Consider the following 12,915-nt stretch of genomic DNA (forward strand, 5'->3'; position numbering starts at 1 on the left):
GGGGCCTGGGCGGTGGGCGCCGTGGGGGTGGCCCGGGGGGCGGTGCACCGCCCGGACGGCAAGTAGGGGTGAGGGGCGGCCGTGGCACCCCCGCCCCCCCCCCCGCCCCACACCGACAACGAGCGCTTGCGTCAATGCCCGGGTGACCCTTCACCCAGTCGATCAGAAGCCCCCGCTCGGGCGGCTCGCCGCCCTCGGTGCGCAGCACGTCCTCATCATGTACACCGGCTGCGTCACCGTCCCGCTGGTCTTCGGCGGCGCGGCCGGGCTCGATCCGGCGGCCATCGCGCTCCTCATCAACGCCGACCTGCTGATCGCCGGTCTCGTCACCCTCGTCCAGAGCCTCGGGATCGGCCGGATCCTCGGCATCCGGCTGCCGGTCGTGACCGGCGCGACCTTCGCCGGCGTGACCCCGATGATCCTGATCGAGCAGGAGTACGGCATGCCGGCCGTCTACGGTTCGATGCTGGCGGCGGGACTCTTCGGGCTCCTGGTGGCGGTGCCGTTCGCCCGGCTCGTACGGTTCTTCCCTCCGCTCGTCAGCGGCACCGTCATCACCGTCGTCGGCCTCTCCCTCATCGGGGTCGCGGCCGGGCTGATCACCGGCAACGACCCGAAGGCCCCCGACCACGCCTCCGGCGAGCGGCTCGCCCTGGCGGCGGGGGTCCTGCTCTTCATCGTCCTCTTCACCCGTTTCACCCGCGGTTTCCTCGGCCAGGTCGGCATCCTGCTCGCGCTCGTGCTCGGCACCCTGGCCGCCGTACCCCTCGGGCTGACCGACTTCTCGCGGGTCTCCGGCACCGACTGGGTGGGCCTCGCGGCCCCCTTCCACTTCGGGGCGCCGCAGTTCCCGCCGACCGCCGTCATCGCGATGTGCGTGGTGATGCTGGTGATCTTCACCGAGTCGACCGCCTCCATGCTGGCGGTCGGCGAGGCCACCGGCCGCCCGGTCACGGACCAGGACCTGGCGCGCGGCCTGGCGGCCGACGGCCTCTCCGGCGTCCTCGGCGGGGCGATGAACTCCTTCATGGACACCGTCTTCACCCAGAACGTCGGCCTCATCGGCATCACCAAGGTCGCCAGCCGGTACGTCACCGCCTTCGCGGGCGGCATCCTCGTCGTCCTCGGCGTCCTCCCCCGGCTCGGCGCCGTCGTCGCCGCGCTGCCGGGTCCGGTCGTGGGAGCGGCGGGCCTGGTCCTCTTCGCGACCGTCACCATGGTCGGCGTGAACACCCTGCGCCGGGTCGACCTGGACCGGGGCCACAACCTGACGATCGCGGCGGTCGCGCTCGGCGTCGGCCTGCTGCCGGAGGTCGCCGACGGCATCTACGACGGCTTCCCCGCCTGGTCCCGGATCATCCTCGGCAGCGGCATCACGAGCGCGGCCCTCGCCGCCTTCCTCCTCAACCTCCTCTTCCACCACACGCCCGGCAGGCGCGCGGGTGCGGGGGCAGGGGTTCCGTCGCAGGATCGGGAGAGGACGAGCGGTGCGGCGGAAGGGGCCACAGGTGGCGGAGAAGGACGGCAGGAAGAAGAAGCGGAAGGCCCCCGAACCCGCACTGCGTGAGCTCCTCCGCGTCCCCGGGGGCGAGCGGATCGACCTCACCGCGTACGACGCCCGGGCGACCCCCGCCGGACCCACCGACAAGGCGGCGGGGCTCGAAGCCACCACCGCCCTCGGGCCCCGGCTCGCCGGACTCCAGGAGCGCCTGTACGCGGCGAGCACCGCCGGCGACCGGCGACGCCTGCTCCTCGTGCTCCAGGGCATGGACACCAGCGGCAAGGGCGGCACGGTCAAACACGTCATCGGCCTCTTCAACCCGTCCGGCTGCCGGATCCGGGCCTTCAAGGCGCCGACGCGCGAGGAGCAGAACCACCCCTTCCTCTGGCGGATCATGAGGGCGCTCCCCCAGCCGGGCGAGATCGGCATCTTCGACCGCTCGCACTACGAGGACGTCCTCGTCGCCCGGGTCCGCGGCCTCGTCCCGCGCCGGCGGATCGGTCCCCGCTACGAGCAGATCAACCGCTTCGAGAAGTCCCTCGCGGAGGACGGGGTGACCGTGGTGAAGGTCTTCCTCCACCTCTCGTACGAGGAACAGCGCGCCCGGCTCCTCCAGCGCCTGGACAATCCCGACAAGCACTGGAAGTTCGACCCGGGCGACATCGAGGAGCGGGCGCTGTGGCCGGAGTACCGGCGGGCGTACGAGATCGCCCTGGAGCGCTGCACGACGGCCGAGGCGCCCTGGTACCTGGTCCCGGCGGACCGCAAGTGGTACCGCAACTGGGCGATCAGCAAGCTGCTCCTCGAACACCTGGAGACGCTGGACCCGAGGTACCCGCCGGGGAACTTCGACGCGGCGGAGTACAGGGCCCGACTACTGGCCTCGTGAGCGGCGCCAGCGGGTGACGGCCTGCTCCAGTTCCTCGAATGCGGTGAGATCGACGAGGCCCAGCCTGTTCTGCGCGGCCATCGTGGTGAGCAGTCGGTCGAGGAGTCTGCGGTCCAGGGTCAGCCCCATGGCGAAGGCGGTCATGAGCTCCGTATCGTCCAACCAGGTCACCAGGTCGAACAGAGTGTCGATCTGTGGGTCGTCGAGTGCCCTGACCTTCTGGGCCAGTCTCACGAACCGATGGATCTGCAGGAAGTGGGCGAGGAGGCGAGCCGCCACGTCGGACCTCCCGGCCTCCGCGAGCCGGACCAGGACCCGCAGAGCCTTCCGGTCGCGACCACGCTCGCGTACCAAAGCCGAGGCCACCCGTACCAACCGCCGCGGCGAGGGCGTGCCCGCGAGAGCCGCAAGGACGAGGGAGACGGCGTCCGCGTCACTCGCCACCCGGCGCAGGGCCTCACCCAGCACCTGGTCGCCTTGAGTGCTCCGCAGTCCCTGGTACACGACAGCCGCGTTGCGGTCGGTGACCCGGGTGGCGAGGGCGGTCGCCCAGGCATCCCGAATCCTGCTCGGCTCGACGCCGACCACCTCCTCGGCGAACGCCAGAACGTCCTCCAGCGGCCTCGTCCGCGCCACGTCGACCACGAACGCCTCGACCGTGCCCGCCGCAGCCTGCTCCTGGAGCCAGCCGAGAAGCTCCGCCGCCTCCTCCAACGGACGCGACCACGCCGCCTCGGTCAGTTCCCGTGCCGCGCCCGGGAGGTCCTCCTCCTCCCACAGCGCGAGCAGCCGGCTCGTGAACGCCTCCAGCGGGAGGTCTCCGGCACCGGCGGCGGCGCGGGACAGTTCCTCCTCCAGGCGGAGGACCGTCTCCCGCAGCTCCTCGCCGTGGCGTTCCGCCTCCGCCCGGAGGTGCTCCGCGTCCCTCAGGTCCTCCCTGAGCTCCTCGACCTGGCGGCGGAGGTCCTCCTGGGCACGGGTGAGGGCGGACCGCTCCGCGCCCCAGTCGAGGCGGAGGCTCGTGAGGTCGTCGGCCACGTCGCGCGCCTCCGCCTCCTTCTTGTCGAGGAGCGCGTGCAGCGCCTCGATGTTCCGGTGGGCCCGCTCCGTCTCGCGCCGTGACCGCGCCAGCTCGTCCCGCAGGCTCTCGAGCCGGTACTCGTCCGGGCTGCAGACCCGCAGCGCTTCCAGGCGCCGGTCGCGGAGGGCCTGCTTGGCCTCCGGCCTGAGCGGGGCGCCCATGTGCTCCTCCACCTCCCGCACCAGGCGGTCGACGAAGTCCTGCGGTGCGACGCGGCGGCCGGCGAGGTAGCGGGAGACGGCGGACTTGTCGAGGTGGACGCGGTACGCGTACTGGCTCTGGCTGATGCCCAGCCTGGTGAACAGGCCCTTCAACACGTTGCCGAGCTCCGCAACCTCCGGGACCTCTCCCCGCTCGACCTCCGTCGAGCTCCCCCGCGCACGGGCCACTTCGGTCATCGCACCCCTCCCCCGGAGCGTTGCCGCAACACCGGCAACGGTTGCGGCTTTCGCAACGTACCGGACGCCGCCGACCGTGGGGGCACATCGATCCACCCCCGGAAGGAACCCCATGCGTACGCTCCGATGGGCCCAGCGCGCCCTGATCGTTCTCGTCGCCACCGTGCCCCTGGTCCTCGTGACGGTCGCCTTCGTTCCCGCCCTGCTCGTCCTCCCCTTCCGCCGCGAGCGGGCCGCGCACGCCCACGCGATGGTGCGTCAGCTCAGCGCGTGGACTCGGGTGCTGCTGCTGTCGAGTCGCGAGCGTTAAGCACTTTGATCAGATAACTTCCGATCGTGAACACTTCTGTACGGAAAATGGCGGCGCTCGGTCTTCTGGGCGCCGCCCTCGTCGGCTGCGGCAGCGGCGCGGCCGACACCCCGGCACCGAAGCCGAAGGCGGCCGTCACCACGAGCCCCGCGCCCCGGACCAGCGCCGCCGCCCCCGGCCCGAAGCCCGCGCGCGTCCCCGCCGCCCCGCCCACCATGGCCCCCGGGCCCGGCGGCCTCACCCCCGTCTACACGCGCCGCGCGAAAGGCACCGAGAAGGTCGTCGCGCTCACCTTCGACGCCGACATGACGGCCGATCAGGGCCCCCGGGCCGCGCGCGGCGAGCACTTCGACAACCCGGAGCTCATCGCGACCCTGCGCCGGCTCCAGGTGGACGCGACCGTGTTCATGACCGGCCGCTGGGCGGAGGAGTACCCCGACCAGGCCAAGTCCATCGGCGGCGACCCGCGCTTCGAGATCGCCAACCACTCCTACAGCCACTACGCCTTCGCGACCCCCTGCTACGGCCTGCCGACCGTCCCCGGGCCCGACCAGGCGGCCGACGTGCAGCGCGCCTTCGACGCCTTCCGGGACGCCGGGGCCCTCAACGTCGTCCCGTACTTCCGCTTCCCCGGCGGCTGCTACGACGACGCGGCCCTGCGCGCCCTCACCCCCGTCGGGGTCACCGCCGTCCAGTGGGACGTGGTCAGCGGCGACGCCTTCGCCAAGGACGCGGACGCCGTCGCCGAGCAGGTCCTCGACGGGGTGAAGCCCGGTTCGCTCGTCGTCATGCACTGCACGCGCAGCGCGGCCCCCGTGACCGAGCGGGCGATCCGCCGGATCGTCCCGGAGCTCCGCGCCCGCGGCTACCGCTTCGTGAAGGTCTCGGAGCTCATGAGCCGCTGACCCGGTCTCACTCCAGGCGTGCCGTGGCCCGGCACGCGAGCAGCGCCGCCGCCGCCGCGAGGAGCAGCGCGCCGCCGCAGGCGAGCCAGGGCGGATCGGCAGTTGCCGTACGGGCTCCGCCGACCAGGGCCGTCATGGCGTGCTTCGCCGGGGAACCGGTCGTCACGAGCGCCAGGAGCGAACCGAGCACGAGGGCCGCGAGGGACCAGCCGGGCGCCTGGAGGAACGGGCGGGAGGCGAGCGCGCCGACAGCGGCCCCCGTCAGGGCGCAGGCCAGTGCCGCGAGCAGCCCGGCGGTGGCGGCGGCGAGCGCCGTGACCCCCCGCCGGTCGGCGATCGCCGTCACCGCGAGGACGGCGACCGTGCCGACGAGGACCGGCCAGGCGGTGCCGGTGAGCAGCGCCGCGAGGTGCGCGCGGCCCCGGCCGGCGGCCGCCGCGACCACGCTGCGGGCGGCGGGCGGTTCCTGGGTGAGGCAGATCCGTACGGTCCAGGCGGACACCGGGAGCAGGGCGGCGGCGGTGAAGCCGAGCGCGCCGAGCACCGGTTCGCCGGCCTGGACGCCGACGCCGATGAAGGCCGCGTAGAGGAGCAGCGGTGCGAGCCAGCGCTGGGAGCGGAGGAGCAGACCCGACTGGTAGCGCAGGAGCGCCGTCATACCCGTACGCCTTCGGTGCCGAGGTGGTGGATGTGCCAGGACGCGGCGAGGAGCGCGCTCAGGAGGGCGTCGGAGTGCGCCGCGTCCACGGTGAGGAGGGTGGTGCCGTCGGGGCCGGGGGTGGTCAGCGGGTCGCCGGGCAGCCGGGCGGGCAGCGACCGGCCGCCGGATGCGACGATACGGACGGAGGCCCGGGGGCCGACGGGACCGGACGCGGAAGAGGACACGGCGTGACCGGGCCCGGTCCTGCCCGTCACGACACCGCCCGTCCTCGCCCCGGGCTCGCGCCGAGCCTCCCGAAGCCCCCCGCCCGTCGCCGCGAACTCCGGCCCGGTCGGCGGGCGTCCCTCCGGCCCCACGAGCACCTGCGCCATCTCCCGTACCCGGCCGCCCTCCACCCCGTACACCACCGCCGCCTCCCCCTCCAGACGGCGCGGGTCGTGGTCGACGAAGACGACCGTGGCGCCCGCCGCGAGCCGTTCGCGGACCGCGGCGTCCAGTTCGGCGCGGGCGCCGGCGTCGAGACCGGTCCAGGCCTCGTCGAGGACGAGCAGGGCGGGGTCGGCGAGGAGGGCCTGGGCGACGGCGACCTTCTGGCTGGTGCCCTTGGAGAGCTCCGCCAGGGCGGTACGCGCGTGCGTGCCGGCCCCGAAGCGCTCCAGCCACTCCCCCGCCCGGGCCCGCGCCGCCGCCCGGCCGAGGCCCTGGACGCGGCCGAGGTGGACCAGGTGGTCGAGGGCCGTGAACGGCAGGGCGACGGGGAAGCGTTCGGGGACGTACGCGGTGCGGGGCGGGCGGCCGGTGACACGGCCCTCCGTGGGCGCGTCGATGCCGGCGAGCAGCCGCAGCAGCGTGGACTTGCCGGTGCCGTTGGTGCCGACGACCCGGACGAGGGCGGCGGCGGGCAGGTCGAGGGAGACCTTCCGCAGCACCCACGGCCCCCGGAGGCCGTGCCGCCGCCCGACGCGCTCCAGCCTCAATTCGAGGAGTTCTTCTGCGGGGTGAGCTCGCTGGGCCGGACGACGACGAAGCCCTGGCCCTCCAGCTTCAGCTGCACCGCCTCGCCCGAGCCGCCGCGGATCATGGAGCCGAGGGACTGCGAGCGGTGCAGGGAGGTGTGGAGCTGCTCGCTCCAGCCGACGACGGCGTCGGTGTCGACGTACACCGGGGCCTGCGGGGTGACGGGGATGACGATCGGGTTGCCCTCGCACATCAGGGCGATCTTGCCGTAGCCGGAGAAGACGGAGTTGAAGAGACCGCCGCCGGTCATGCCGGCGCCCTTCACCGTCCTGATGTCGTAGTGGAGGGTGGCGTCGAAGCAGAGGACGTTGCGGCCGTTGACGGTGAAGGCCTCGCCCTGCTCGATCTCGACGATGAAGCAGTTCTGCGCCTCGTGCGCGAACCAGGCCTCGCCCTGGCCCCGTACGGCCATCAGCGCCAGGCCCTCACCGGTGACGGCCCGCTTGAGCATGCCGCCGATGCCCTGGCCCTTGCGCTCGAACTGCAGGTCGCCGCGGAAGGCGATCATCGAACCCTGGCGGGCGTGCATCTCGCCGTTCACGGTGTACTTGACCGATTTGGCGTTCTGGAGGGTCATCCCCGGGAAGGTCGCCGCCTCGGCGAGGTGTTCACCGGCAAAAAGATCGCTCTTCATGAGGGGCATCCTGGCCCGGAAGGGATGATTCCCACAAGAATCGCTCCGCACCGCGATGGCAGACTTGCCGGGTGAGCAGCAACGAGACCGATCTCCGTGATGAGAAGCCCCAGTTCGTCCTCCCCCTGGTCGTCAGGATCGAGCGCGACGCGCCCCCGGCCCGCACCGACGCGCTGGAGACCGCGGCGCGGGCCGTCCTGGAGATCCTCACCGACGACCGCTCCCTCGGCGAGGGCGAGTGGGCGCAGGCGATCACCGACTGGCAGGACGCCCGGATCCGCAAGGTGGTGCGCCGGGCGCGCGGCGCCGAGTGGCGCCGCGCGAACACGCTGCCGGGCATCACGGTGACCGGCGCGGAGGCGGAGGTACGGGTCTTCCCGCCGGTCCCGCTGGACGGCTGGCCCAAGGACCTCGCGAAGCTCCAGGTGTCGGGCACCGACCTCGACGACCCGGCGGCGCCCGGCCCCGTACCGGAGGGGGCGGCGGTGCTGTGGCTGAACCCGGAGCTCGACATGTCGGCGGGCAAGACGATGGCACAGGCCGGGCACGGGGCGCAGCTGCTCTGGTGGGCGATGCCGGAGGCCGACCGGAAGGCCTGGCAGGAGGCGGGCTTCCCCCTCGCGGTACGCACGGCACCGGCCGAGGACTGGGCGGCCCTGACGACGAGCGGCCTCCCGGTCGTCCGCGACGCGGGCTTCACGGAGATCGCCCCGGGCTCCTGCACGGTGGTCTCGGAGGGCAGCCCCCTCTTCGCCCCGCAGCTCCGCCTGCCCAGGGCCTGACGGCCGCCCGGCGGGTGCGCCGTCCTGACGCGCGGGTGTCAGCTGCCTGCCGTAGTGTGCGCGGCGGTCCGCACCCCTGGGAGATCCGCATGTCCGTCCACGCCCGGCTCCACGCCACCGTTCCCGCCCCCCTGCCCTCGCCGGCGGCCGGTCCGTCGGAGATCGTGGGCCGGCCGGGGTGCCGGCTGCTCGTCCAGCGGAGCGACGACGAGATCGTGGCGCGCCCGCTGGACGACGCCTACGCGGCCCGGCCGGGAGCGGAGGTCCGTTTCCCCGCACCCTGGCCGCGCGACCGCGGCACGTGGGAGGTGTCGCCGGACGCGAGCCTGGCCGTCTTCGCCGGGGTGCACGCCGTGCGTGCCGTCGAGCCCTCGGGGGCGACCCGCTGGGAGATCCGGCACGGCTGCTGGTACGGGGCGTGCCGGGAGTTCCACGCGTCGTACGACGCGTACGCGGATCGCCGGGACCACCGCTACCCGGACGGGGGCTCCGTCGGTTTCTCGGCGGACGGCAGCCTCGTCTGGGCCCATGTACGCGGCCCGCTGGCCGAGGGCGAGTCCACCCCGGACGCCGTCGACGAGTGGCTGGTCATCGATGCCCTCGACGGCCGCGTGCTCGCGCGGGCCGATGCCCGGGCCGCGGCGGCCGGCAGCGACCACGTCTCCCACCCGGCCGATCCCCGCCGGATGGGCCTCAGCATCGGCGAGGGCCAGGACGGCGCACCGCTGCGCCTGGGCAGCTGGGACGGCGAGAAGCTGGAGGTCACCTACGTGGAGGGCGACCTCTGTCTGCTGAGCGTGAGTCCCTCGGGCGACCGGCTCATGACGGTCTCCCACGACCAGGACGAACTCGCGGTCCGCGACGCGGACGGGGACGTCCTGGACGACCTGGCATGGGACGCCGAGTCGGTCCTGCCCCCGCACCCCGACGCCCCTGCGGACGATCCCGACGAGGCACCCGTCTACTGGGACTGGGCAGGCGGCTTCGTGACCGAGACGACCCTGCTCGCCTCGACCGACGAGAGCGACGACGAATGGGGCCACACCCGGCACTGGCTCCTGGACACCACCCGCCCGCACGGCCTCCACCCGGTCGTCTACCCCTCCCCTCCCTCGGGGCAGCCGACCGCACTCGGCGACGGCACGTGGGCGACCCGGTCCGAGTCGGGCGACACCTTGCACGTCTGGACGGCCGAGACATCGGGCTGAAGCCCTTCGGCTGTTCCAGCGGGGCCGAACCTCAAATGAAGCTCTGAACGTCCCTCTCCTGGGGTTCGAACGTTCCCGCCTGGGCCATCAGGTGAGGGACTGAGGACCGAAGGAGGGGGACATGACGGAACTCGGCATCGGCATCGGCTGGCGTCCCGAGATCGCTGCGGCGGTGGAGGCCCTGCACGGCGTCGACTGGGTGGAGGTCGTCGCGGAGAACATCTGCGCCGACCATCTGCCCGACTCCCTGACCCGGCTGCGCGAGCGCGGCGTGACGGTCGTCCCGCACGGCGTCTCGCTCGGGCTCGGCGGCGCGGACCGCCCGGACCCGGCGCGGCTCGCGGCGCTCGGGGAGAAGGCGGTGGCCCTCGGGGCGCCGCTGGTCACGGAGCACATCGCGTTCGTACGGGCCGGAGGGCCGCTCACCGCGACCCCGCTGCTCGAAGCCGGCCACCTGCTGCCCGTACCCCGCACCCGGGACGCGCTCGACGTGCTCTGCGAGAACGTGCGCATCGCACAGGACGCGCTGCCCGTACCGCTCGCCCTGGAGAACATCGCGGCCCTGATCGCCTGGCCGGGCGAGGAGATGACGGAGGGACAGTTCCTCGCGGAGCTGGTGGAGCGTACGGGGGTACGGCTCCTCATCGACGTCGCCAACCTGCACACCAACCACGTCAACCGCGGCGAGGACCCGGCCCTGGCCCTGGCCCGACTGCCGGTCGAGGCGATCGCGTACGTGCACGTCGCGGGCGGCGTCGAACGGGACGGCGTCTGGCACGACACCCACGCCCACCCGGTACCGGAGTCGGTCCTCGACATCCTGTCGGACCTCACCTCCCGGGTCTCCCCGCCGGGCGTCCTCCTGGAACGGGACGACGATTTTCCGCCGGAGGAGGAGCTGGCGGCGGAGCTGGACGCCATCCGGACCACTGTCACCGCTGTGGGCATGCGTTCCGCCGGGGCGGAACCGGTGGGCACAGCCCACGCGCACGGCGCCCTCTCGCTCGTACCCGCACCCCGACGCGCCCCGCTTCTCATCGGCGCCGGGGCCCGCGTCTCGGGAGGCCCCATGCCCGGTACCCCCGTCGTCGAGGAGCCCGCGCCGCAGGAGGACGCCCGCCAACGCCTGGCCGTCACCCAGGCCGCCCTCCTCTCCGCCCTCGTCGCCGGCACCCCCGTCCCCGAAGGCTTCGACACCCGTCGGATCGGGGTGCAGAGCCGTGCCCTCGCCGCCAAGCGGGCCGGGGTCGTCGCGAAGGTCGCGCCGGAGCTGCCGGAGCTCCTCGGCAAGGACTTCCGGCCCGCGTTCCTCGCGTACGCCAGGTCCCGCCCCATGACCGGCGGCTACCGCCGCGACGCCCTCGACTTCGCCGAGCACCTGCTGCTCGCCGAGCGCCCGGAGGACCCGGCGGCACGGCGGCAGCTCACGGAGTGGTGGCAGGACCGTTCCGGCAGCCGCCCGCCGGGCCGCGCCACCCGGCTCGTACGGGCCGCCCGCCACGCTCTCGTCCGGAGATGACCATGGACCTTCTCATCGTGCTCGTCTACCTCGCGGGCGCCGTCAGCATCGCCCTCGTCATCACCCGGGTCGTCCGGACGCGCGGCGGTCCCGGCGGGCCCGTCCACGACCGGTACGAGGTCGCCTTCCTCAACGGCGGCCCGGCCCGCGTCGTCGACACCGCCCTCGCCGCGCTCCAGGCCGACGGCAGGCTCGCGATCGGAGGGCCCGGCATCGTCGCGGTCGTCCGCCCCACCGCGTACGACCCGGTGGAGCGCGCCGTCCTCCAGGAGCACGCCGCCGCCCCGCACGGGGCCCTGCACCACCTGCGCCAGGGCGTGATGCGCCACCCGGCGGTCCAGGAGATCGGCGACGGTCTCGCGGCCCGCGGTCTGGTCGTCGCCCCGGCGACGCGACGGACCACGGCGGGCTGGTGCGGCACCCTCGCCTTCGCGGCCTTCGCCTTCTTCCCCCTCTCGATCGTCTTCACGGTGATCGATCTCGCCGACTCCCCCGAGTTCCGGATCCCGTTCGTCTTCAAGGTGGCGCCGATGCTGTTCGCCGCCTTGATCACCGGCATCGTCTGCGGGTCGATCTCGGCCCGGCAGGTCACCTCGGCCGGCCGCCGTGCGGTCCTCGCGTACGGGAGGGAGCACGGCCACCTCGCGGACGCCGGCCACCTCGTGGCCCTGCACGGGCTGCGGGCCCTGCCGGACCCGGTCCTCCGGGAGCAGCTGGTCGCCGCCGCCCGGCTCTACGCACCGCCCCGGCGCAACCGGCGCGGCGGCAGGCGGCCCTCGCCGTCGCACGTCTCGTCCTCGGACGCGGCCGCCCTCGGCGTGGCCGCCGAGTGGTGCGCGACCAACAGCTCCTGTGGGGGTGGTGGGGGCAGCTCCTGCTCGGGCGGCGGCTCGTCCTGCTCGTCCGGGTCCTGTTCCTCGGGCTCCTGCTCCGGCGGCGGGTCGAGCTGCGGCGGAGGTTCCAGTTGCGGGAGCTCGGGTTCCAGCTGCGGCTCCAGCTCCAGCTCGTGTTCCAGTTCCAGCTCCAGTTCGTGCTCCAGCTCCAGTTCCAGCGGCTGAGGGGCCATTCGGGTGGCGGCCCCGGCCGTCCTCCCGTACAACCGGGACATGATCTGGGTTCCGCTACTCCTGGTGGCTTTCGTCGTGGCCGGTGTCGGCTGTGTGCGGGTCTGCCGTGCCTCGCTCGCCGCCGCCCGGCCGCACGGGTCGTCCGGCGGTACGGAGGAGCTCACCGTGTGCGAGGCGGCCTACCTCGCCGGGGGGCCGTTCCGGGTCACCGACCTGACGCTGGTGTCGATGCACCGGGCGCGGCGGCTGCTGCTCGCGCACACCGGCTGGGCGACGGTCGTGGACGCCTCGGGCTCCGGGGACGAGCTGGAGCGGGCGGTGCTCGGTGCCATCGGGCCCGCCGGGCAGTCGCCGGTTCCGGCCGTGCGTCCGGTGGTCGCCGCGGCCGATTCCGTACGTCTCCTCGCGGAGGGGCTCGTCGACCGGGGGCTCGCCGTGTCGGAGGAGGCCCGCCGGGAGATGGCGGCCGGGGTGCGTGCGGTCCGGGCGGGGTTCCTGCTGACGCTGGTGCTCGGGACGGTCGCGGCGCTCCTGGTGCCGGGCGGGGAACGGGCCCCGGTCGTCGCCGGTTTCGCGCTGCCGCTCGTCGGCTCGGGGCTGTGCCTGCTGATCGGCGGGATCGAGGTGTATCCGTACACCCGCTGGGCGTCCCCGGCCGGGCAGCGGCTGCTCTCGGGGCTGTCGCCGGCCGATCCGCTCACCGATCCGCTCACGGCTCTCGCGACGCGCGGTCCCGCCGTCCTGGAGCCGGAGCTCCGGGCCGCCCTGCGAGCCTGACGAAGCGGCCCCGCAGGCCGGAAAGGGTCCCGGAAATGACGCCGGTGCGGCGCGCGTGACGCGCGCCGCACCCGGAGCCGGACCCGGTGTCGCTGGAGCGGCGGGCACATGGTGCCGCCCGCCGTCTGATCTTCCGGGTCAAGGGGTGGCGCGCCCGGCCGGGAGC

13 protein-coding genes are annotated in these 12,915 nt (G+C 73.9%); 9 read left to right on the plus strand and 4 right to left on the minus strand.

Annotated elements, in window-relative coordinates; translation table 11 throughout:
* The first annotated feature begins 142 nt into the window (after positions 1 to 142).
* Both ACWGN5_RS11365 and ACWGN5_RS11370 read left to right on the plus strand, forming a co-directional pair.
* Positions 143 to 1,567 carry a nucleobase:cation symporter-2 family protein gene (locus ACWGN5_RS11365; protein WP_453513560.1) on the plus strand — a complete coding sequence of 475 codons (1,425 nt, stop codon included), beginning with the start codon at positions 143 to 145 and terminating at the stop codon, positions 1,565 to 1,567.
* A complete protein-coding gene (locus ACWGN5_RS11370; protein WP_453513561.1) occupies positions 1,509 to 2,390 on the plus strand; it encodes a PPK2 family polyphosphate kinase in 882 nt (293 codons plus the stop codon). Before ACWGN5_RS11365 ends, ACWGN5_RS11370 begins: the two co-directional genes overlap by 59 nt.
* On the opposite strand, the gene ACWGN5_RS11375 is transcribed toward ACWGN5_RS11370, so the two are convergent.
* Positions 2,376 to 3,869, minus strand: a complete 1,494-nt coding sequence (locus tag ACWGN5_RS11375; protein WP_453513563.1) for a helix-turn-helix domain-containing protein — start codon at positions 3,867 to 3,869, stop codon at positions 2,376 to 2,378. The genes ACWGN5_RS11370 and ACWGN5_RS11375 overlap by 15 nt on opposite strands.
* Positions 3,870 to 3,981: 112 nt before the next feature.
* Between ACWGN5_RS11375 and ACWGN5_RS11380 the strand changes: the two genes are divergently transcribed.
* Both ACWGN5_RS11380 and ACWGN5_RS11385 read left to right on the plus strand, forming a co-directional pair.
* Positions 3,982 to 4,179, plus strand: coding sequence for a hypothetical protein (locus tag ACWGN5_RS11380; protein ID WP_453513564.1), 198 nt, complete (start codon positions 3,982 to 3,984; stop codon positions 4,177 to 4,179).
* Positions 4,180 to 4,226: 47 nt separating this feature from the next.
* Positions 4,227 to 5,084: a polysaccharide deacetylase family protein gene (locus ACWGN5_RS11385; protein ID WP_453513584.1), complete on the plus strand. Its 858-nt coding sequence runs from the start codon at positions 4,227 to 4,229 to the stop codon at positions 5,082 to 5,084.
* Positions 5,085 to 5,091: 7 nt separating this feature from the next.
* Here the strand turns inward: ACWGN5_RS11385 and ACWGN5_RS11390 are convergent, their stop codons facing one another.
* Genes ACWGN5_RS11390 through ACWGN5_RS11400 form a run of 3 tightly spaced genes read right to left on the minus strand, consistent with a single transcriptional unit; the run spans position 5,092 to position 7,396 of the window.
* Positions 5,092 to 5,742: an ABC transporter gene (locus ACWGN5_RS11390; protein ID WP_453513565.1), complete on the minus strand. Its 651-nt coding sequence runs from the start codon at positions 5,740 to 5,742 to the stop codon at positions 5,092 to 5,094.
* Complete coding sequence (locus ACWGN5_RS11395) at positions 5,739 to 6,722, minus strand: ABC transporter ATP-binding protein (protein ID WP_453513567.1); 984 nt, start codon at positions 6,720 to 6,722, stop codon at positions 5,739 to 5,741. The genes ACWGN5_RS11390 and ACWGN5_RS11395 overlap by 4 nt, the downstream gene beginning before the upstream one ends.
* Entirely contained in the window at positions 6,719 to 7,396 is a 678-nt protein-coding gene (locus tag ACWGN5_RS11400) for an AIM24 family protein (RefSeq protein WP_369147170.1), read from the minus strand. The genes ACWGN5_RS11395 and ACWGN5_RS11400 overlap by 4 nt, the downstream gene beginning before the upstream one ends.
* A gap of 71 nt (positions 7,397 to 7,467) precedes the next feature.
* Here ACWGN5_RS11400 and ACWGN5_RS11405 point away from each other — a divergent pair, with 71 nt between their 5' ends.
* From ACWGN5_RS11405 to ACWGN5_RS11425, 5 genes are all read left to right on the plus strand, one after another.
* Entirely contained in the window at positions 7,468 to 8,178 is a 711-nt protein-coding gene (locus ACWGN5_RS11405) for an aminoacyl-tRNA hydrolase (RefSeq protein WP_453513568.1), read from the plus strand.
* 89 nt (positions 8,179 to 8,267) lie between these two features.
* On the plus strand, positions 8,268 to 9,386 hold the full coding sequence (locus ACWGN5_RS11410) for a hypothetical protein (protein ID WP_453513569.1): 1,119 nt from the start codon (positions 8,268 to 8,270) through the stop codon (positions 9,384 to 9,386).
* Between the two features lie 121 nt (positions 9,387 to 9,507).
* Positions 9,508 to 10,905, plus strand: a complete 1,398-nt coding sequence (locus ACWGN5_RS11415) for a multinuclear nonheme iron-dependent oxidase (protein ID WP_453513571.1) — start codon at positions 9,508 to 9,510, stop codon at positions 10,903 to 10,905.
* Positions 10,906 to 10,907: 2 nt separating this feature from the next.
* A complete protein-coding gene (locus ACWGN5_RS11420) occupies positions 10,908 to 11,963 on the plus strand; it encodes a TIGR04222 domain-containing membrane protein (protein WP_453513586.1) in 1,056 nt (351 codons plus the stop codon).
* 48 nt (positions 11,964 to 12,011) lie between these two features.
* Positions 12,012 to 12,749 carry a TIGR04222 domain-containing membrane protein gene (locus ACWGN5_RS11425; protein WP_453513573.1) on the plus strand — a complete coding sequence of 246 codons (738 nt, stop codon included), beginning with the start codon at positions 12,012 to 12,014 and terminating at the stop codon, positions 12,747 to 12,749.
* Positions 12,750 to 12,915 lie beyond the last annotated feature (166 nt).

The sequence above is a fragment of the Streptomyces sp. NPDC055815 genome (genome assembly GCF_053616475.1).